Here is a 22212-nt window from a genome sequence, read left to right as displayed (position 1 = left end):
AGTTATTGATTTGTCTCGTTATTATCCAGATTTGAATCGAGCCGTTTGACAGAGTTCAACCAAATCGCAAACCGAGGTTTGAACAGGGAATCAAACCTCGATTCCCATTGATAATTTCGCCTCGCAGTCCCGGCGGCCTAGATGGCCAGGAAATGGGAACTGTTGAGGGAAGCTGCTGGGACACCAGTTAAAACCGCTAAGACTTCATTGGTAGCAGTTACCTTGATGATGGTATTAGCAAGATTGGAGTCTGGGGCAATGGTTAGCTGAGCAAATGTCAAGCCACCGGCTAGGCCCAGAGTGTCTTTATTGCCACCTGTAGCAGTGAAGTCAAGTAAAGTATCAACTCCGTTTCCAGAAGCAAAAACAAATAAGTCTTGGCCGTTTCCGCCCGTGAGGGTGTCGTCACCCATTCCGCCCGTGAGGGTGTCCTTGTTAGCCCCACCATCGAGCCAGTCGTCACCAAAGCCACCGAATAGGGAATCAGTACCATTTTGACCTGTGAGGGTGTCGTTGCCGGCTTCACCATCGAGGTAATCATTGCCCGTGTCGCCGTTGAGGGTGTCGTTACCAGCACCACCGAGAATGCTGTCATCACCTGCATTGCCAATGAGGGTGTCATCGCCTGCATTGCCCATCAGGGAACTGGAGCCTGAGTTACCTATTAGGAGGATACCAGGGACGGGGGAAGGTGCAGGTGTTGGTGTTACCGATGGTGTCGGTGTTACCGCAGGCGTGGGTGTTACCGCAGGCGTGGGTGTTACCGCAGGCGTTGGTGTTACCGATGGTGTCGGTGTTACCGCAGGCGTGGGTGTTACCGCAGGCGTGGGTGTTACCGCAGGCGTTGGTGTTACCGCAGGCGTTGGCGTTGTCGATGGTGTCGGTGTTACCGCAGGCGTTGGCGTTGTCGATGGTGTCGGTGTTACCGCAGGTGTTGGTGTTGTCGATGGTGTTGGTGTTGTCGATGGTGTTGGTGTTGTCGATGGTGTTGGCGTTACCGATGGTGTTGGCGTTACCGATGGTGTTGGCGTTATCGCAGGCGTTACCGATGGTGTTACCGATGGCGTCGGTGTTACCACAGGTGTTGGTGTTACCGATGGTGTTGGCGTTACCGATGGTGTTGGCGTTACCGATGGTGTTGGCGTTACCGATGGTGTTGGCGTTACCGATGGTGTTGGCGTTACCGATGGTGTTATCGATGGTGTGGGTGTTTCCACAGGCGTGGGTGTTTCCACAGCCGTTGGTTTTTTCCCTGGTGTGGGTGTTTCCGCAGGCGTTGGTTTTTTCCCTGGTGTGGGTGTTTCCGCAGGTGTAGGCGTTATCGCAGGTGTAGGCGTTACCGATGGTGTGGGTGTTTTTGGCGTGCCCAATTGCAAGTTTTTGAGGATGGCTAAAAGTTCATTATCTTTACCTTTGCCACGCCAGACTAAGGTATCTTTGGCATTTTCACCCGTGCCGTTGGTAAACTCTAATTCGTCATTTCTCAGTCCCTTCAAAACACCTAGATTATCTTGGCCGATCGCATAATCCCAGACGATATCTACTCCCTCACCAGGAGAAAGCATAAAGATATCTTGACCGTCGCCACCATAGAGGTTATCGTTGCCAACTTCGCCGTAGATTACGTCGTTGCCGTTGCCACCAAGGATGGAATCATCGCCGCTGTCTCCGTAGAGGGTGTCACCATCTTCGCTACCTAAGAGGGTGTCATTGCCGGCACCGCCGTAGATGAGGTCGAAACCGAAACCGCCGTCGAGGGTGTCGTTGCCGGAACTGCCTTCGAGGATGTCATCCTCTCCGCCGCCGTCCATGTTGTCGTCGCCAGAACGTCCTAAAAGGGTGTCTTTGCCGTCGCCGCCTTTCATCCAGTCGTTGCCTTCGCGGCCGTCCATGTAGTCGTCGCCGCTACCGCCTTCTAAGCTGTCGTTGCCTTCGCGACCGTCGATGATGTCGTTGCCGGCACCGCCATCGAGGGAGTCGTCGTTGTTTTTGCCGTCGAGGGTGTCGTTGCCGTCACCGCCTAAGAGGGTGTCGAGGCCGTTGTTGCCGATGAGGAGGTCGTCGCCTTCTTCCCCGGCTAGGAGGTTATTACCTAAACCGCCATCGAAAATGTCGTTGCCGGCACCGCCGTAGAGGGAGTCGTCGCCGTTTTTGCCTTCGAGTTCGTCGTTGCCGTCGCCGCCTCGCAGGATGTCGTTACCGTCACCGCCATCGAGTTTATCTTCTCCTGCTTGGCCTAAGAGTTCGTCGTTGCCGTCTCCCCCTTTGAGTTGGTCGTTGCCGGCCCCGCCGTCCATTGAGTCGTCGCCTGCTTGACCTAAGAGTTGGTCTTCGCCGTCGCCACCGGCCAGGGTGTCGTTGCCAATACCGCCGTCTAGGAAGTCAACGCCAGCTTGACCGAAGATGATGTCGTTGCCTTCTTCCCCTTCTAATTGGTCGTTGCCGTTGCCGCCGTCTAGGTAGTCGTCTCCGGTGCGACCGAATACTTTATCATCGTCATCGCCGCCGTAGAGGGTGTCGTTGTGGGCACCGCCGTCTAGGAAGTCTTGGCCTGCTTGACCTTGGAGTACGTCGTTGCCGTCGCCGCCTTCGAGTTGGTCGTTATCGTTGCCACCGTCTAGGGAGTCGTTGCCGGTTTCTCCCCAAAGTTGGTCTTCACCGTCGCCGGCGTTGAGGGTATCGTTGTCTTCGCCTCCCCAGAGTTTGTCTTCCCCTGCATTGCCATTGATGATGTCGTTACCGGTTTGGCCGTAGAGGAGGTCTTTGCCGTCGCCGCCGTTGAGAAGGTCGTCGTCGCTACCGCCTTCTAATAGGTCGTTGCCACTGTCGCCGTTGATGGTGTCTTTGCCTGCGTCGCCGTAGAGTTTGTCGTCTTCGCCTTCGCCAAAGAGGAGGTCGTTGTCTTCTCCACCTCGGAGTAAGTCTGTACCGGCGCGGCCGTGTAGTTCGTCGTTGCCGTTTTCGCCGTAAAGTTCGTCGGCGGCATCGCCTCCGTCTAGGAAGTCGTTGTCGTTGCCTCCGTAAAGGGTGTCTTTGTCTGCGTCGCCTTGCAGGACATCTGCGCCGTTATTCCCCCAGAGTAGGTCTTTGTCTGCGCCACCGCTGAGGGTGTCTTCGTTATCGCCGCCTTGGAGTTGGTCTTCGCCATCGTTGCCGAAGAGTTGGTCTTTGCCGGCATCTCCTTGGAGAAGGTCGTTGTCGGCGTTGCCACTGAGGTTGTCGTCGCCGTCGCCGCCGCTAAGGGTGTCTTGGCCGGCATCGCCTGTCATTAGGTCGTTGTCGCCGTCGCCATACATTAAGTCGGCATTGTCGCCGCCGCTGAGGGTGTCGTTACCGCTGTCGCCGTGTAGGAGGTCTTGACTTTGTTCGCCATAGATGAGGTCATTGTCACTACCGCCGTTGAGGGTGTCGTTGTCGATGCCGCCATAGATGTTGTCGTCGCCACTGTCGCCGTTGATGATGTCGGTTCCTTCGGCACCGTAGAGGGTGTCGTTGTTGCCGCCGCCGTTGAGGAGGTCGTTACCGAGTTCCCCGTAGGCGAGGTCGTTGCCGTTGTCGCCGTTGAGGGTGTCGTTGCCAGTTGCGCCGTGGAGAAGGTCGTCGTTTTCGCCGCCGTTGAGGAGGTCGGTTCCTTCGGCACCGTAGAGGGTGTCGTTGCCGGCATCGCCTCCGAGTTGGTCGTTGCCTTCTTGGCCGTAGAGGAGGTCTGCGTCGTCGCCGCCGGCGAGGGTGTCGTTGTCTTTGCCGCCGTAGAGGAAGTCGTTACCCGCGTCGCCGTTGATGTTGTCAAAACCTTCTTGGCCGTAGAGGGTGTCGCTGTCACCGCCACCGTTGAGGAGGTCGTCTCCGAGTTCGCCGTAGGCGAGGTCGTTGCCGTTGTCGCCGTTGAGGGTGTCGTTGCCGATGTTGCCGTAGAGGAGGTCGTCGTTGTCGCCGCCGTTGAGGAGGTCGGTTCCTTCGGCACCGTAGAGGGTGTCGTTGCCGGCATCGCCTCCGAGTTGGTCGTCGCCTTCTTGGCCGTAGAGGATGTCGGCGTTGTCTCCGCCTAAGAGGGTGTCGTTATCGAGGTTGCCGTAGAGGATGTCGTTGCCGGCATCGCCTTGGAGGAGGTCTTCTCCTTTGCCGCCATAGAGGGTGTCTTGGTCGGTGCCGCCGCTGAGGGTGTCTTGGCCGTCTTGACCTAAGAGGGAGTCGTTGCCGGCATCGCCGTTGAGTTGGTCTTGGCCTTTGCCGCCGAAGAGGGTGTCTTGGCCGTCGTTGCCGTTGAGGATGTCTTCGTTATCGCCGCCGTAGAGTTCGTCTTGGTCTGTGCCACCGCTGAGGGTATCGTTTCCTTGTTGGCCGAGGAGGGTGTCGTTGCCGGTGTCGCCGTTGAGTTGGTCGTTTCCGAGTTCGCCGTAGAGGGTGTCTTGGCCGTCGTTGCCGTTGAGGATGTCTTCGTTATCGCCGCCTTCGAGTTGGTCTTGGTCGGTGCCCCCGTTGAGGGTGTCGTTTCCTTCATTGCCAAATAGGGTGTCATTTCCCTCGTCGCCGCTTGCTTGGTCATTTCCTGCTTGGCCAAAAAGGGTGTCTTGGCCTTCGTTTCCGTTAAGGATATCGTTGCCTTTACCCCCAAAAACTTTATCTTGGTCGCTACCCCCAGAGATTTTATCCTCTCCTGTACCACCTAAGATTAAATCGTTATCTTCATCACCAAAAATTTCATCATTCCCTTCATCTCCTGCAATACTATCGTTGCCTTTACCACCATAGATTAAATCGTCACCATCAATTTCTTGTTGTGGCTCAATGTTAGCTTCAGCATGGATCGTGGTAAGACTGATATTAGTATTAGCCGCAAAACGAGTGATATTTGCTTCTGCATCAACACCTAGACCTGCTACTGTAAAACTGGCTTCTTCTGGGTTACTTCCCTCTTCTTTAATTTCTTCTTTTTCATCCCAGTTTTGCCATTCAAAAAAACCACCAGCAACATAATCATTGTCCGCTCCACCGTGCAGAATATCTCTACCACCTTCACCTTTTAATACATCATTATTCGTACCACCGTAGCCCTCGTCACTATCATTTCCACCATAAAAAGTATCATTCCCTGAATGACCTTCAAAGTAATCATTGCCCTTGTTGCCCTCAAAGTAATCATCTCCACCCTCTCCTTTTAATGTATCATTACCATCTCGACCATAGAAAATATCTTTTCCTCGACCACCAAACATTTGATCATTGGCATTAGAACCAGAAACTTTTTCAATATCAACTAAAACATCTATTTCTCCACCGTCTGTTACTTCATAAACATCAGAACCAGAACCAAGATAGTTTTCTCTTTGCCTTACAGTAACACTGCCTCTATCTTCATAGCTGGCTTCGTCTTCACCTGCTCCACCATCTAGGAAATCCCATCCTTCACCACCTATCAAGTAATCATTTCCAGCATTGCCACGTAAGACATCATTACCTTTTTTTCCTTGTAATCGCGTATCATCTAGTGGGAAAAAAGCATCATTACTTGAACTCCCTTCAATCCAATCCCCATCGTCTGTTGGTGAAGGCCATAATTGTGTCTCAATAATTTGTACTGGGTTAGGAAAATAGTACCCAATTGGATTTAGACTGTTAAAAAAGTTTTTTAAATCTCCTTTTTTGTAAGACCTTTGTAAATATCCATCATCTGAATCATCAAAAGGATTGTTTAGGGCTTGTGCAGTAAGGCTATGATACTTGTTTAATTTACCAGCAACATCTGATAGAATTTCTCGCAAACTTTTCAAAAATATTTCTATTTTTTTGTGAAGATCAGCATCTCCTTCATAACGAAGGTGAGTAACAGGATCGGGAGTGCTATTAGTATTGGGGTTCAATACAATTTCTGCTGTTCCTTTAACCGCTGAATAATCAGTTGGTGAACCCAGAGAAATTATCTTAACTTTAGAGTTATCAACAGGTAATCCTTCTGATAAAGCATCCTCTACAAAAAAATTACCCTGAGAATGAGCAATCAATATAGCAGAATTAGAACCAGTAATTTTTTCAGTCAATTTTTGATTAACTCTACTACTAGCTGTTGATGCTTTTTTCGACCAAAATTGGCTGAAGGATTCTAATAAATCATTAGGAGGAGATTCGTAACTATATTTTGAATTGCCTACTTCGTCATTAATTCTTGTTTCAATATTGGCAATTGTGCCGAAGTATTTGGATGCCGGATCTGCATCTGGATATGCTTCGATATATTTTGCAAGGAAATTTGATAGTACAGTAATTTTATCATCTGTAATCTTCTCCAATGCTTCTTCTTGACCTGCTAGTGGACGAACATCATCGATATTTTTTTGTATTTCGGCTTTTTTTGATTCATAATCAGGGCTATCTTCATCTAGTTTCACAATAGCATCCTCTGCGTTTTTAATAGCTGGATAAAGAATTAGGTCTGCAAATTTTGTATGAAAAACAGCATAAGATTGTGTAACTGCGTCATAAGTATCTAAAGCTCCAGTGCTCCAACTGTCGTCACCTTCTGTTTCAGTTGATTTATTGTGAACAAAATCAAATATTATAGAATTTTTAAAGTCTGGCGGGATTGGTGATTGGTTGTGTTTATGAGTGAGATAATAGGCTTTGTCAACCTCGTCCGCTATTTTATTAATAACATTATCAGGGGTCAAAATACCATTAATAAATACAACTTTTGTTTTAGGTCTATCCTTAATTATTTGACTGAAAACTTGACTTCCTAACCCAGAAGTGTAACCATTAGAATTTGCGTCTTGTTCAGCTTGAATTTGGCTATCATTCGCCAGTAAATTAATGGCTTGAGAATCATTAAAATTGAGAGTAATGGCATCATTCTCCTGCTTCAACCCCTGAATCTGTTCCTCACTCAAACCAATCCCTTGTACCACATTAGAAAAGAACTCCCCTTCATCCCCAGGAGTATCAGAAGTATTAATATGCCAATCCACAGAATGACCAATTTCTTCCAATAAAACACTGGTAATCGCTTGCAGATTATCAGTATATTTAGTCAAAAAGTCTTGAGAAACATAAATCGTATTATTTGAACCTGCATAAGCAGCATTAGCCCCTTGGAGTTCAGAACCACTGCGAATTTCAATCGGTGGCAGAGATGTAAAATTACTGTTAATCCACTGCTGACGGATTTCTTCTAACTTACTCGCGTCAAAGTTCGTACCAAAAATAGATTGAATCTTGGCAAGAAAATCATCACTATTGGCAAATTTATTTAAGGTGCTGTAAACCTGTTGCAGAGAAGTTGCGATTAAAGAGTTGAGTGAGTTATTAGAAGTCAACATGGCTTTTTTCTCCAATTAATTATGTTAGTGAACCCTGAACAATGTAAATGCAGATACGCGAAACTTACTCGCCTTTTTTACGAAGCGATACTATGAGGAAATAATGAACGCGATCGCGCCAGTATTACCCTCTATGAAACCTATCGGGGTTAACCCCTAATTTTTATGCCGCTTTGCCGAATTTGTTACAAAACTTTGCATAAAGCCCGCCGCATCAAAATCCGCCCCTGGAAATTTCCCAAGTGCGCCCTTCCCTAAAACCTTTCATATCAATCTTCATGCACCCTCCAAAATTGAAACTTTGTAACCTCTGTCTATCTATCAGTCTCAGCCCGTGACTTTTATGCAAAAACTCAGCTTTTTGTTACAAAACTTTACAAAAAGCCCGCCCAATCAAAATACGCCCCTGGAAAATTCCCCAGTGCGCCCTTCCCTAAAACCTTTCATATCAATCTTCATGCACCCTCCAAAAGAGAAATTTTGTAACTTCTGTCTATCTATCAGTCTCAGCCCGTGACTTTTATGCAAAAACTCAGCTTTTGTTACAAAACTTTACAAAAAGCCCGCCCAATCAAAATACGCCCCTGGAAAATTCCCCAGTGCGCGCTTCCCTAAAACCTTTCATATCAATCTCCATGCACCCTCCAAAAGAGAAATTTCGTAACTTCGATCTATCTCTGTTTTTATTCCGAACTGATACTAATGCGTATTTATACCAATTTAATGGGTCGTTGCACAGATCTCGATCCCCCTAAATCCCCCTTAAGAAGGGGGACTTTGAGAAGAATCTTGTCCCCCCCTTATTAAGGGGGGCTAGGGGGGATCAGATTCTATGCAGCCTCATAAAAAATTGGTATTTACTAGCAATATTAGACCAAAACTACGTTTAGGGAAATCACCTAAACGCCCGATCGCAATTAATTTCTCTCATTGGTGCGATCGCGCTAATTACGCAGTAGTAAAAGCTTGTATAAATATCTAAGTACAACTGCTAATTTACCCGCAAAAAAACCGGTTCTTTACTATTACTTCACACAAACTTGATTTTTTTCTCGTAAATATGGCGTTGGGCAAGCAAGCGCGATCGCTCAACTCAGTATTTTCACTGAATCCCTGCTACAACATAATTATCTTGACACTCTCAGGTCTTTCATACGCTGAGATTCTGCGGACAAAGTAGGCTTGGGTAATACCCAAAGTCTAACTCTCGCTACGTTCGTCAAGCAACGTCTACCAAGTCGGCTGAGGTCTACGCCTAGCCTACTCGCTACTTTTCTCAGAATGTTGGCAGCGCCATTTAAGTCTGCATTTACCACCCTGCCATTAGCTGACTGATACAAGCCACGTTTAATCCGCTTTCCAGATGCTTTCCACCCAGATGGTTTTTCACCATATTTGGGTAGGGAGTCTCCATCTAAAAAACTAGCTTTCGATGTATACGCTTCTTCAGTTTCAACAAACCTGATACCGTGCAAATCACATAGTTCTTTTAACCTATTTTTCAGCTTACCTAAAGGCATTTGAACAAACTTTTGATTGTTCGCTTTACCGAGATTACTATTAAACTTAAAACCTTCATTCCACCCAACTATCAGTGTACCAATTCCGGATTTAAGGCAATGGTTGGCAATCAACTTGGCAGCCTTATTGATACCATCACGCATTTGGTGATTACGTTTGCGAGTCACACTGTCTAGCCAATTATCCCAATAACCTTCTGGCTTTCCTTCTTTTCTAGTTGCTACTTTTTTGTTCCACAATTGATTCATCGCTTTCATTCCACGAGAATCAATTAAGAAGGAATTTCCTAGTGTATCGACACAAGCTGCTAAATTATCAGCAGTTCCCAAGTCAATTGATAATGCTTGACCTATGTCCAGATTGTGTTGTTCTTTTTCAACCTCGTAGGACATTTCCAGGTAAAAAGCACCATTTTTAGGGAGAATCGTAAACTCTTTCACGTTGGAAAAATCAAGATTTGACGGCATAGGTAGAAAGAATTCAGGAATTCCAAACCATCGCCTCACGGTTAAGCCCAAGGAGAATCTTAACTGATTGCCAACAAGTTTCGGTCTTAAACCTCCAGAATTAGGATAAGCTACTTTGAACAACTTAGAACCTGTCAGGTATCCCGGTGGCTTGGGCTTAAAATGCAATTGACCTTTGATGTACAAGTCTCTTAATTCTTTAAAAGATTTGAAGGCTTCTGTGACTGACATCAATGTTTGCTGCATTGGTGTTGATGGCAACGACTTAGCAACCATTGATTTGGCAACTGACGATTCAAAAGATAAGTCGAATTTTCCCGTCAACAGTTTTCCGGTCTTAAAAAAAGTTTGACGAGCTAAATAAACCCCACTGTTGTAAAGTTTACCTGATTGTTGGCAGAGATACTCCAACAATGCTTTAACCTCTTTGTTTGGAGACAGTAATACTTGCTGAACTCCCATTGTTTTTTGGGTTTTGGTCACCTCTATTTTCCTGAATATTGGTTAATTTGTCTACTTTTAGTGATTATAGTAGATATCTCAAGCTTGATCAACAAAATATTTAGAAAGAAAGAAAGAAAGAAAGAAAGAAAGAAAGAAAGAAAGAAAGAAAGAAAGAAAGAAAGAAAGAACACGGGGACTAAAGTCCCTCGCGCCGCTTCCCTAGGAAGGACTGAAGTCTCTGAGTTTCCCGCATCCCGTATTGATTTATGAAACCATGACATGAAGGCACAGGTCGCCTCTTGGGGAAATAGGGCTGACACACGGGCGCTCTACTACCATGATTTCCCGTAGTAACCCTGACGATTGTTGAGAGAATATCGTACTGCAAGTCCTATTCCGCTATCCTTTTAATCTATAATCCAAAATCTAAAATCTAAAATCCTATGGCTTCACGCTACGTTCGAGTCAAAACAGTACAAGGACAAATCCATTACGGTTTACTGCAACTAAGCCGCAGCGTTCAGGTACTTGATGCACCTCCCTGGTTAAAAGGAGAACCCACTGATTTGGAACTTCCGCCAGATAGTTACCAAATTCTCGCCCCGTGCTCTCCCAGCAAAATCATAGCCGTGGGCAAAAATTATAGCGACCACGCCGCCGAAATGGGAGGTTCCGTACCGGAAGAACCGCTATTGTTTTTCAAGCCTCCCACGGCTGTGATTCCCACAGGTGGGTCGATTCGCTATCCAGCACAGTCCCAGCGAGTAGACTACGAGGGAGAATTAGCCCTGATAATTGGCGAACATTGTACTCAGTGCACTCCTGAACAAGCACAGAGCAAAATTTGGGGTTATACGATCGCCAATGATATCACAGCTAGAGATTTGCAAAAGCGGGACAATCAGTGGGCGAGGGCGAAAGGTTTTGATACATTTTGTCCCCTTGGGCCTTGGATTGTCCGCGAATTGAGTCCCGCTGCACAATTGCAGACTTTTGTCAATGACAGCGATCGCCCGGTACAATCCGATCGCATCGATCGCATGGTATTTTCCCCAGACTTTATCGTCTCCTACATCAGTCAAATCATGACTCTCCTTCCTGGTGACGTAATTCTGACTGGAACGCCGGAAGGAGTTGGGCCGCTGCAAATAGGCGATCGAGTTCGCATTGAAATAGAAGGTATTGGCAGTCTGGAAAATACAGTCATTAGTCATTAGTCATTAGTCATTAGTCATTAGTTGTTAGTCATTAGTTGTTAGTCATTAGTTGTTAGTCATTAGTTATTAGTTGTTAGTCATTAGTTGTTAGTCATTAGTTATTAGTTATTAGTTGTTAGTCATTAGTTGTTAGTTGTTAGTTGTTAGTTGTTAGTTGTTAGTCATTAGTCATCAGTTGTTAGTGATTAGTGATTAGTTGTTAGTCATTAGTCATTAGTCATCAGTTGTTAGTGATTAGTTGTTAGTTGTTAGTCATTAGTTGTTAGTTGTTAGTCATTAGTCATTAGTCATTAGTTGTTAGTTGTTAGTTGTTAGTTGTTAGTTGTTAGTTGTTAGTTGTTAGTTGTTAGTTGTTATTAGTCATCAGTTGTTAGTGATTAGTCATTAGTTGTTAGTCATTAGTCATCAGTTGTTAGTCATTAGTCATCAGTTGTTAGTCATTAGTCATTAGTTGTTAGTCAGCGTTCAATTATTGATTTTAATTATTAGTCATTCGTCAATTGTGAGTCATTAGTTATTGCCAACAACCTAACCAACCTACATTGGCTTCAAAGACAACTAACTAATGACTGCTAACTAATGACTAATGACTATCGTACCTGCATATAAACTGCATCCGAAAGTGGAGGAATCTCTGCATAGCGTCCCAATGCCGACTGAACAACTGCATATACAAATGCAGCCACAACGCCTAAAAACACCATGTTATAGAGAGTTTCGGCAATAAATGCGATTTGAACCTTAGCTAAAATCGGCAAAACCAGACCGCACAACATCAAAACAATGTCTAAAAGAATCGCCTGCATCGCGTTAAAGCGAATAAAGTGACTAATGTTTTCGTTTCTCACAACCCCTAAATAGAGGGCAAAGAAAATCACCAAGCTAGCGAAGGGCAAACTATAAATTTGCATCAAGGGAGCTAGCGGTATGAACAACAGTTGGAGGACAGGAAACTGTTGAAACAGAAACCTGCCAAACATCAGCCCGTCAACCAGCGGCAGCAAATAAGGCAAAGAAGCAAAAATCCGGTCTGAAACAGTTGTAGACCCGCGCCAAGTCATAGTGAACTCTCCTGAGTCGATCGACTAACTATCAATTCCCATTAAATTCAGGATAACGCAGCAGCAGGGTTTGTGTTCCGACTCGCCCGGAATTTGCCCACACTCAGATCCCTGTAGATTCAGGGATACTTATATCAAGTCGCGTTAAATAGTCACTAGGCCCGATGCCCGATGACCAATTCCCAATGCTCTATGCCCAATTCCCTATGCCCCAGGCCCGATAATTATTTAATGTGAGCGATCGTGAAGCCCATTTGACACTCGTAGCGATCGGGCAAATTTTCCGTAGGTTTGCGAATCGGATGGCCGCAGCGGAGTTCGCCATCATTCCAGCGGGGTTGGCCAGTGCTAGAGGCCAGCAAACAACCTTGGCAAACACGCTGAGGGGCAAGCATCTGATTTTCCATTAAAATGACTAACATTTGATACCTCCGGCAGGTTCCACACCAGTGATTACATTGTATGTCAGGACTTTGGAACAAAGAGCTTAACCTGAACACAATGTAATATTTATGTCAATGGGGCGGAATCCGTAGTATGGTACAAGATCCCCAATTCCCAATCCCCAATTTCTTAAGAGGTTGATTATTGTGACGGACTCTAACTTTGAATTTCTTTCCAAAACCGATCCGCTAATTGCCGATTTAATCGGGCAGGAACTCCAGCGGCAACGAGATCACCTAGAACTCATCGCCAGCGAAAACTTTACTTCCGCAGCGGTAATGGCAGCTCAAGGCTCTGTGCTGACAAATAAGTACGCCGAAGGATTGCCAACCAAACGCTACTACGGTGGCTGTGAATTTATTGACGGCATCGAGCAAATCGCGATCGATCGCGCCAAACAGCTATTTGGAGCAGCTCACGCCAACGTCCAGCCCCACTCCGGCGCTCAAGCCAACTTTGCAGTGTTTTTGAGTTTGCTAGAGCCTGGAGACGGCATTATGGGCATGGATTTGTCCCACGGCGGACACTTGACCCATGGCTCACCGGTCAACGTATCCGGCAAATGGTTCAAAGCTTTTCACTACGGTGTCAGCAAAGAAACAGAACAGTTAGACTACGACGAAATTTTGGCGATTGCCAAACAAAATCGACCGAAATTGCTAATTTGCGGCTACTCAGCTTATTCGCGAATTATCAACTTTGAGAAATTTAGAGCCATCGCTGACGAAATCGGGGCTTATCTCCTCGCCGACATCGCCCACATCGCCGGGTTAGTCGCCACAGGGCACCACCCGAATCCTCTGCCTCACTGTCATGCAGTCACCACTACCACTCACAAAACCCTGCGCGGGCCCAGAGGCGGTTTGATTTTGACAAATGACCCAGAACTAGGCAAAAAGTTCGATAAAGCAGTGTTTCCTGGTACTCAGGGCGGACCTTTGGAACACGTCATTGCTGGTAAAGCAGTAGCTTTTGGGGAAGCATTAAAGCCAGAATTTAAAACTTATTCTGGTCAAGTAATTGCAAATGCTGCTGCTTTAGCTGCACAGTTACAGCAGCGGGGTTTGAAACTGGTTTCTGGGGGTACCGATAATCACTTAATGTTAGTTGATTTGCAATCTATCAACATGACAGGTAAAGTAGCCGATCAATTAGTTAGCGGTGTGAATATTACAGCTAATAAAAATACCGTGCCTTTCGATCCAGCATCGCCCTTTGTTACCAGTGGTTTGAGACTTGGTTCCGCAGCGATGACAACCAGGGGTATGGGAACTACAGAATTTACCGAGATTGGTAATATTATTGCCGATCGACTGTTAAATCCTGAAGACGAAAGCGTAGCGGCCGATTGCTTGCGGCGAGTTGGCACCCTCTGCTCGCGCTTTCCCTTGTATCCTCACTTGTACCTGAAAGTCCCTGCCTTGGCTTAATTTTCCTGATTGACAAGGGGAAATTGGTAGTTGGGAGTGTACAGGTAAAAGGGCAATAGAGCAGGAGAAGATTGAGAGTTATGAGTTTTAAGCGCAGAATTAACAACTCTTTAACTTGCCACTTGTAACTCCCAACTCTCCGTCTCCTAATCCCCCAGTCGCTATTCCAAGATTTTGCCTGGTTAAAAGCCATCTGAAATGTAGTAGACTCTGCCTGAAACCCAAATTACCCGACACTCTATACTGATTTCAGATGCTCCACCATCTGTTCTACCACCTACTAGCCTTTATCGTTTCCGCGATCGTCGTCCTATTGAGTACGCCAATAGTCAAAACCATTGGTCTCAAAAGCGGACGAGTCGATCGACCAGGCGATCGTAAAGTTCATCAACGCCCGATGGTACGCTTGGGAGGAGTATCTATCTTTCTTGGCACTATCATTGCTCTCCTAATTGTCTGGCTCTCAGGAGGCTTCATCGATGCTACCGGACAAATTCTCAATCGCAAAGACGAATACGAAATTTGGGGAGTCACCCTCGGCGGCATCGGATTCTTCCTCATCGGTTTAGCAGACGATTTATTTTCGCTTTCAGCACTAAGACGCTTGCTCATGCAAATTGGTGTATCCACCATCGCTTGGATGGCCGGTGTACAAATTGAATTTCTCACAGTTCCCTCCCTGGGACTGACAGATATTGGCTGGCTGAGTTTGCCAATTACGGTGATTTGGCTCGTCGGTATGGCCAACGCCATCAATTGGATTGACGGTTTGGACGGATTGGCGGCGGGAGTTTCAGGGATTGCAGCAGTTGTGATGCTGATTGTCAGTCTGTCGATGAACCAACCAGCGGCGGCGTTAATTGCAGCAGCCTTAGCTGGTGGCACATTGGGATTTCTGCGCTACAACTTCAATCCAGCTCAAATCTTCATGGGAGATGGAGGTGCCTATTTTATCGGCTTTACTCTTGCCGGAGTGGGAGTGATTGGGTTAGTTAAAACTACGGCTATAACTTCTGTGTTGCTGCCATATTTGATTTTAGCTGTACCGATTTTAGATATGTCTGCGGTGATTCTCGATCGACTTCGCAACGGCAAGTCTCCGTTTATTGCTGACAAACGTCACCTCCACCACCGACTGCTCAATGCAGGATTATCCCATCGATTTGCAGTTTTATTTATTTACTCGCTGACACTGTGGGTGGGAAGTTTAGCTCTAGCTTTTTCGGTTCCCAGTGGCGTAGTCTATGCCATGGGAGCCACCAGTTTGCTGGGATATGCTAGCTGGAAAGTTTGGAGGCACGCTCGATAGTCATTAGTCATTAGTCATTAGTCATTAGTCATTAGTCATTAGTCATTAGTCATTAGTCATTAGTCATTAGTCATTAGTCATTTACTACCAATGTCCAATGCCCGATGCCCAATGCCCAATGCCCAATGCCCGATGCCCCATGCCCAATTCCCCAATCAAAAATCCACAATCTAAAATCAAATTGAATGGTTGCTGAAATTATTTGTGTTGGCACTGAATTGCTGTTAGGGGATATTCTCAATAGCAATTCTCAGTTTTTAGCCAAGGAGTTAGCAAGTTTGGGAATTCCTCACTACTATCAAACAGTGGTGGGCGACAATCCAGAACGCATTAAACAGGTGTTAAAAATAGCAGTAGAGCGATCGCAACTACTTTTGTTTACAGGAGGTCTAGGTCCAACACCAGACGACCTCACTGTCGAAACTATAGCGGATTATTTTGGTGTTCCCCTCCTAGAAAGACCGGAAATTATCGCTGACATCGAACACAAATTTGCTCAGCGGGGACGAACCATGAGTAAGAGCAACCGCAAACAAGCTTTAATTCCAGAAGGTGCTGAGATTTTGCCAAACCGCACAGGTTCTGCACCGGGGATTATTTGGCAACCTGTTCCCAATGTCACAGTCATGACATTTCCGGGCGTACCAGCGGAAATGCAATTGATGTGGCGAGAAACCGCCGTTCCTTACCTGCAAAATAACGGCTGGTGTAGCGGAACTATTTACAGCCGCACATTAAAATTTTGGGGTATTGCTGAGTCAGCACTCGCCGAAAAAGTAGATAGTTTTCTCAATTTAACCAATCCTACTGTTGCTCCCTACGCCAATCACGGCGAAGTCAAATTGCGGATTTCAGCCCGCGCTGAGTCGGAAGCGGTGGCTAAAAACTTAATTAGCCCCATCGAACAACAGTTGCTACAGATTACTGGTCTAGACTGTTACGGTGTCGATACCGATACCCTCGCCTCGACTGTTGGTAAATTGCTGCTGTTGGCTGGCGAAACTCTCAGCGTGGCTGAATCCTGCACGGGAGGAGGATTAGGGGCGATGCTGACCGGTGTTGCTGGCAGTTCGAGATACTTTTTGGGCGGGATTATTTCCTATGACGATCGAGTTAAGGAAAAATTATTAGGTGTTAAGCCAGGAGATTTAGCCGAATTTGGGGCAGTCAGCCACCAAGTGGCAAAACAAATGGCTGTCGGAGTGCGGCAAGGGCTTAACACCAGTTGGGGATTGAGTATTACAGGCATCGCCGGGCCAGGAGGAGGTAGTGACGCTAAGTCGGTGGGACTTGTTTATATAGGTTTAGCCGGGCCTAAGGGCGAGGTAGATAGTTTTGAATACCGTTTTGGCGATGCGCGCACCCGCGATTGGATTAGAAATCTGAGTGCTTGTACGGCCCTCGATCTACTCCGACGTCAACTTTTGTTGACAGAATTTCAAAAAAGTTGAAATGAACTGTAAATTGTCAAGAGGTAAAAGTAATCTTAATTTTTATTTAAGGCTGAAGGAGCCGAAACAGTTCCGTAATTTATCGCTTCCCTCTTGATTATCTGTAAAGATTCGTTATGATAATAAGATAAGACTGATTGGCAAATACACTCCCTCTCGCGGTTGCTCCCAACAACTGGTCGAGAGAATTCAAGTTTGACTGTTGATTTCATGGTTATGCTTGCTTGTATTCAGAGAGTTGGCCGTCGGTTTAAGAATCAAGATTATAAAAAAAGGAGCTATCCGTTCAATGGAAGACATTGAAAAGGTGCTGGAACAAATCAAGGAATGGGTTCGCAAGCTGATTGAAGGATTGCTGAATCCAGAAGCTCAACCGGAACTGCAACCGATTCCAATTCCAGTCAACCAACCCAGAAATCGCAGGTAGCCTGGACTGGCTTTAAGGTTTGAGAATTGAGATTTGAGAGTGGTTCTAAGACCGAAATCAAAACCCTCACATATTTTGTTGCGCTGGAAATTTTAAAATTGTTAAATATCCTGGTACTGCACGGCCCAAATCTCAATCTGCTGGGTCAGCGAGAACCTGGAGTTTATGGATTAGCAACTTTAAATGATATCAACAAGTTGCTAGAGCAAGAAGCCCTTGCGCTCCAGGTGAAAGTCTCAATCCAGCAATCTAATCATGAAGGAGTCTTGGTGGATGCCATTCATTCAATGTTAGGGCAGCACCAAGGTCTTTTGATTAATGCTGGAGCTTATACTCATACGAGTGTAGCAATTAGGGACGCGATCGCTGCCATCAATTTGCCTGCGGTAGAAGTTCATTTGAGCAATATCTATCGGCGGGAAGATTTCCGGCACCACTCGTTTATAGCACCAGTGGCGATCGGGCAAATCAGTGGTTTTGGTTCAGAGAGTTATCGGCTAGGGCTGCAAGCTGTAGTTAGTCACTTGAAAAACCACTGAAAATTTACCGAATACCAACCTCCCCGAATTTTTGTTTAAAAAATCGGGGAGTTAATAGCCATGGAATTAAGATATTTTTTTGACTCGGAAGCCAGTGATATCAAATCCCTTGACATCGGAATTATGATTTCTCTCTTCTCTTTCTCTGTGTCCTCTGTGTTCTCTGTGGTTTAATCATTCCGATACAACGGTCAACGATATGATTAGAGGCTCGCTAGGACTGGAAAAAATTAAGATAAACCCCAAAATAACAAATAACAAATAACAAATAACCAATAACAAATAACCAATAACAAATAACCAATAACAAATATGCGACATTCTCTATTGAACAAGTTTCAAGGAACGTTACTGGGTTGCGCTTTAGGAGATTTTATAGGAATTCAATATCAGAAACAACTTCTAGGTATTCTCCCCGAAACATCAGAATTGCCACCAATTTTACCACTGACTAAACACCAACCATTGCCCATGAATGGGGCGAATTTGCGATGGAAAGTGTCTGATGGTAAACTTTCAACTGGCAAAAACTCATCCGAGTGCTGGATGCGGGCTCTAGCCGGAGCTCAAAGTTTAATTAGATGTGGCGGTTTAGATTTAAAAGATTGGCGCGATACTTGGGAAACATTTGCTCAGTCTGAGCTTTACCATTGGCCAAACACAGAAGCTAAAAATATACTTAACCCTTGTGAATCTGCGGTTGCTGCATTGCCAACGGCACTGTTTTATCACGAAAATAAAGCCAAGCTCCGAGCAAAACTCATGCTGGCGACAGATGTTTGGCACAACCACAACGCTTCAGAATATCAGACAGGAGTTTTAGCAGTAGGGTATGCGATCGCGCGAGCGCTCAAAGAAAAACTTGACCCCGCGACGGCAATTCCTCAAACAATTACCTACCTGGGAACAAATAATGCTTTAACCGAGCTGCTTTCACAAGTACAAATATTATTAGAAAAGGGAGCAGATTTAGAAAGAGCGAAAAACCACCTCTGCAAAAGCGCCATAGCTTTGGAAGAAAGCCATACCAAGGGTGAAAAAAAATCACAAACTAACTCAATTGTCAGCCCAGGAAATTTCATTTCGATGGCGATCGCTTTCTACTGCTTCTTAAGTACCCCAGAAGATTTGCGTTTGTCAGTTTTCCGGGCTGCCCGGTGTGGCATCGCAGCACCGCTAACCTGCTCGCTGACGGGAGCTTTGTCAGGATCTTACAATGGTGCGGCCGCGATTCCTGTAGAATGGCGATCTAGACATTCGGCTGCGGTGGCATCTGACTTGGCAGCCGAGGGGCAAGAACCCTCGCTCTGTTTAACGGCTACGGATGCCAAAATCAAACAGCTAGCTAATCACCTATTAGCAGTCTGGAGTGGAGTTTACAGTCCCGATGCCGAAGGTGAACCCCCCATCCTGGGGGCAGTGGTGGCTGCACCTTATGTAATTAGATCTCGTAATTAAAAAAAACAGAATACCCAGATTCTTGACTTCTGAAACTGCTCCGACGATCTAACAGCATAGGGTTTCATGTTTAATAAGAGCTACTCGTACCGATCGCCAAACCATAGCCCACCATTTCAGTGGTCAACTTATGAACAAAGTCGGTTCGCCCATGGCTAATTTCGGCATCGATTTTAGAAACAGCAATATGGGTTGGATGTCGGAGTGATGGGATGTGTTCGATCGCACGGTGTGGGGCCTGTGCCAAACACAGTAAATCTAACCGTGGGGTGAGTTCAAGAGTCAGTCGCTGCCAGCCTGATTAAGAATGCTGCAAGATGTTGGAGACCAACGATAATGGAAAGCTGTTTCCGCGATGAATCACATTATACACGTTACTTTGCCAGTGCCCCCGTAGCGTCGATCGATCTTACGGGGATGGAAATGCCCCGTGTCGCTTCCCTCTCAGGTCAGAAGACGCTGAGTTTCCGGCTTCCGGTGAAATTTTTATGAATACTCTCTCCTCATTAATGCGGCAAATAGAACAACTAGGGATTTCCCGCTCGCAGGGCCAACAGGTTGCTAAAGTGCAGCATGATTGTACTAAACAAGAATCAGACGATCGCCCGCGTGGCTCTATGCTCAACCGTTTTTTCCCGAAGAAATTTGCTCTACCCAAAAGTTTTACTGGTTATAAAAGTAAAAATTCCCCATCCTACCTCAAAAATCAAGCTCGTTCCCCTCTGTTGGCAATCGTCGCCGTCATTTCTCTCAGCAGCACTCTGGGGCACCGTTTTTACAACCAACCGAAACTAGATGTAGGCACAAAAGCTCCTGAGACAATTAAGGCCCCAGCTAGTGCGAAGGTATCCGATCTCAAAACCACGGAAGAACAAAGGAAAGCAGCGCGGATTGGGGCGGTAGCAATATTAATGCTGGACGAGAATGCCGATCGCAAAATCTATCAAGAACTGCAACAATTTTTGCAACAGGGGACTGAACTGCGACGGACGATCGGTATTTTGCCTTTGACCAGGCCAGAATTGCTGTCAACTAATGTTCAATTGTACCTGCGGAGCTGTCCAGAATGGGAGTGGCGATCGATTTTAGCGCAAGTGGGAGACGGTAGTACCACAGCTACGCCCTTGAGTCTGGAGTCCAGCAGTCCGACGCAGCCGACGGGAAATCAATCTCAACAAGATGCTGTCGCTCAACTGCAAGCTTACAGTCGATCGGTCTCCAAGGTAGAATTCCAAAATCTGACAAACGCTATCTCCGAAGTTCGCCAGGGCTATCTTAACGCTGTGGAAGCGATGGAAACCAAATCGGTGTCCCGACTAGGACAGATTTATGATAATTCCCTGTTTGATTTGTCCGATACAGCTTGGCAGGAAACCCAAAAGGGCATGAGTCTGGTAGCAAAAAAAATGCTGGCTCAAGGTATTCCCCAGGGTTTGCCCAAAGATATTTTAAAGGAAGCTGTGAGACTGCAAGTGGCCGACTCAGTGCCTGGGGTATCGCAAAATTTTGCCATAGAAGCTTTAACAGCGATTTTACAGCCCAATTTGGTGCGAGATTCCGAAGAAACCAAACAGCTAGCTGAATTAGCGGCCCAAAAGGTACAAGTGGTGACACTAGAAGTAAACCAGGGCCAGATAATTGTTGCAGAAGGACAAGAGATCTCTCAACAGGATTTCGTCTTACTGGACTATTTCGGTTTGAGTAGGCGGGGTGTGAATTGGTTGGGGCTGGCGGGCTTTGTCTGCTTAGTTGGGGTGGCGATTGGGATCGTGCTACTGGTAGAAAGGCATTATCGCTTGCGCCGTAGAGATCATTTACTGCTGTTGCTGTTGACTTTGAGCGCGCCTGTGTTGGTGAGTTTGGGGCTGCCTTGGACAACTTTGCCGGCGATCGGCATTTTAGCAAGCGGCTTCTACGGTTCAGCCGTGGGGGTTACTGTGGTGGGGCTGTTGTCACTGGTGTTACCCATTGGCTTGGAAATTGAGTTGATTCATTTGGTGGCTAGCGCGGCGGCGGGATTGCTGGGTGCTTTAATGGCGAGCAGGTTGCGATCGCGCGAAGAATTGGCTCTCTTGGGCGTGGCGATCGGCTTAACTCAGGGCATCATTTATCTGGTGGGGACAATGATTGCCAGCGTCGCTGCCGGCTCTATTTGGTACGCTGTACTCGGTACCGTGGGTGCCCAAAGTTTGGCCGGTTTAGCTTGGAGCGTTGTAGCTCTGGGCATCAGCCCTTATTTAGAACACGTTTTTGACTTGATTACCCCCATCCGACTAGCGGAATTGGCTAATCCCAATCGTCCCCTATTGAAGAAGTTGGCTGCGGAGGCTCCTGGGACTTTTCAGCACACGCTGTTTGTGGCGAGTTTGGCCGAAGCGGCGGCGCGGGAACTGGGTTGCAATGTAGAGCTAGTTAGAACTGGCACACTATACCATGATATTGGCAAAATGCACGACCCAATCGGATTTTGCGAAAATCAAATGGGCGGGGGTAATAAACATGATGAAATTAATGACCCTTGGGCCAGTGCCCAGATTATTAAAAAGCACGTTAGTGAAGGCTTAGTGATGGCACGAAAACATCGATTGCCGAAGGCGATTCAGGCGTTTATTCCTGAACACCAAGGGACGATGTTGATTGCTTATTTCTATCACCAAGCAAAGCAAATTGTGGCTCAGGAATCGACAGATTTAAAGATGGCTGTTACCGATGGACATAGTTCCACAACAACCACAACTTTAACTAGGGAAAGTCGGGAAGTGAGGGAAGAGGATTTTCGCTACAATGGGCCGATTCCTCAGTCACGGGAAACTGGGATTGTGATGGTGGCGGATTCCTGCGAAGCTGCTTTGCGATCGCTCAAGGATGCCACTCACGAGGAGGCTTTGAGTATGGTTAACAAGATTTTGAGAGCTCGTTGGCAGGATAATCAGTTGATTGATTCGGGTTTGACGCGGGAGGATATGTCTCTGATTGCGGAGATTTTTGTCCGGGTTTGGGAACAGTTCAATCATAAGCGAATTGCTTATCCTAGTGCGGTTTGTACTCCGAGATAAGGGGAATTTGGATGGAAAGAGTGGTTTAATCATTCAACAACAACTAACTATACGATCGGTAATAGGTCGTAAGAT

The 22212-nt window shown here is 46.4% G+C and carries 14 protein-coding genes; 9 read left to right on the top strand and 5 right to left on the bottom strand.

The window, feature by feature from the left end; translation table 11 throughout:
* Positions 1 to 137: 137 nt before the first annotated feature.
* Complete coding sequence (locus AAFP14_RS17995; RefSeq protein ID WP_341733606.1) at positions 138 to 7313, bottom strand: calcium-binding protein; 7176 nt, start codon at positions 7311 to 7313, stop codon at positions 138 to 140.
* 832 nt (positions 7314 to 8145) lie between these two features.
* On the opposite strand from AAFP14_RS17995, the gene AAFP14_RS17990 reads away from it, so the two are divergent.
* Entirely contained in the window at positions 8146 to 8295 is a 150-nt protein-coding gene (locus tag AAFP14_RS17990) for a hypothetical protein (protein WP_341733605.1), read from the top strand.
* A 145-nt stretch (positions 8296 to 8440) separates the two neighbouring features.
* Here AAFP14_RS17990 and AAFP14_RS17985 read toward each other — a convergent pair whose 3' ends face one another.
* A complete protein-coding gene (locus AAFP14_RS17985) occupies positions 8441 to 9784 on the bottom strand; it encodes an RNA-guided endonuclease InsQ/TnpB family protein (RefSeq protein WP_341733604.1) in 1344 nt (447 codons plus the stop codon).
* A gap of 404 nt (positions 9785 to 10188) precedes the next feature.
* On the opposite strand from AAFP14_RS17985, the gene AAFP14_RS17980 reads away from it, so the two are divergent.
* Positions 10189 to 10962 carry a fumarylacetoacetate hydrolase family protein gene (locus tag AAFP14_RS17980; protein WP_341733603.1) on the top strand — a complete coding sequence of 258 codons (774 nt, stop codon included), beginning with the start codon at positions 10189 to 10191 and terminating at the stop codon, positions 10960 to 10962.
* A gap of 590 nt (positions 10963 to 11552) precedes the next feature.
* Here AAFP14_RS17980 and AAFP14_RS17975 read toward each other — a convergent pair.
* Entirely contained in the window at positions 11553 to 12023 is a 471-nt protein-coding gene (locus AAFP14_RS17975; protein ID WP_341733602.1) for a Tic20 family protein, read from the bottom strand.
* A 224-nt stretch (positions 12024 to 12247) separates the two neighbouring features.
* The gene (locus AAFP14_RS17970) at positions 12248 to 12445 is read right to left on the bottom strand and encodes a hypothetical protein (RefSeq protein WP_341733601.1); all 198 of its coding nucleotides are present in this window, start codon (positions 12443 to 12445) and stop codon (positions 12248 to 12250) included.
* Positions 12446 to 12613: 168 nt separating this feature from the next.
* Here AAFP14_RS17970 and glyA point away from each other — a divergent pair, with 168 nt between their 5' ends.
* The 6 genes from glyA to AAFP14_RS17940 all read left to right on the top strand — a co-directional run bounded on the left by glyA (position 12614) and on the right by AAFP14_RS17940 (position 19081).
* Positions 12614 to 13897: a serine hydroxymethyltransferase gene (gene glyA, locus AAFP14_RS17965; protein WP_341733600.1), complete on the top strand. Its 1284-nt coding sequence runs from the start codon at positions 12614 to 12616 to the stop codon at positions 13895 to 13897.
* 253 nt (positions 13898 to 14150) lie between these two features.
* Complete coding sequence (locus tag AAFP14_RS17960) at positions 14151 to 15206, top strand: glycosyltransferase family 4 protein (protein ID WP_341733599.1); 1056 nt, start codon at positions 14151 to 14153, stop codon at positions 15204 to 15206.
* A 185-nt stretch (positions 15207 to 15391) separates the two neighbouring features.
* Positions 15392 to 16657, top strand: a complete 1266-nt coding sequence (locus AAFP14_RS17955; protein WP_341733598.1) for a competence/damage-inducible protein A — start codon at positions 15392 to 15394, stop codon at positions 16655 to 16657.
* A gap of 289 nt (positions 16658 to 16946) precedes the next feature.
* A complete protein-coding gene (locus AAFP14_RS17950; RefSeq protein ID WP_341733597.1) occupies positions 16947 to 17084 on the top strand; it encodes a hypothetical protein in 138 nt (45 codons plus the stop codon).
* A 98-nt stretch (positions 17085 to 17182) separates the two neighbouring features.
* Positions 17183 to 17623 (top strand): type II 3-dehydroquinate dehydratase, encoded by a 441-nt coding sequence (aroQ, locus tag AAFP14_RS17945; protein ID WP_341733596.1) that lies wholly within the window; start codon positions 17183 to 17185, stop codon positions 17621 to 17623.
* A gap of 312 nt (positions 17624 to 17935) precedes the next feature.
* The gene (locus AAFP14_RS17940; protein ID WP_341733595.1) at positions 17936 to 19081 is read left to right on the top strand and encodes an ADP-ribosylglycohydrolase family protein; all 1146 of its coding nucleotides are present in this window, start codon (positions 17936 to 17938) and stop codon (positions 19079 to 19081) included.
* 70 nt (positions 19082 to 19151) lie between these two features.
* Here the strand turns inward: AAFP14_RS17940 and AAFP14_RS17935 are convergent, their stop codons facing one another.
* Positions 19152 to 19328, bottom strand: a complete 177-nt coding sequence (locus AAFP14_RS17935; RefSeq protein WP_341733594.1) for a hypothetical protein — start codon at positions 19326 to 19328, stop codon at positions 19152 to 19154.
* A 241-nt stretch (positions 19329 to 19569) separates the two neighbouring features.
* Here AAFP14_RS17935 and AAFP14_RS17930 point away from each other — a divergent pair, with 241 nt between their 5' ends.
* Positions 19570 to 22137 carry an HD family phosphohydrolase gene (locus tag AAFP14_RS17930; protein ID WP_341733593.1) on the top strand — a complete coding sequence of 856 codons (2568 nt, stop codon included), beginning with the start codon at positions 19570 to 19572 and terminating at the stop codon, positions 22135 to 22137.
* Positions 22138 to 22212 lie beyond the last annotated feature (75 nt).

The sequence above is a fragment of the Microcoleus sp. EPA2 genome (assembly GCA_020882975.1).
Lineage (GTDB): Bacteria > Cyanobacteriota > Cyanobacteriia > Cyanobacteriales > Microcoleaceae > Microcoleus.
This window is presented reverse-complemented; position numbering and strand designations above follow the sequence as displayed.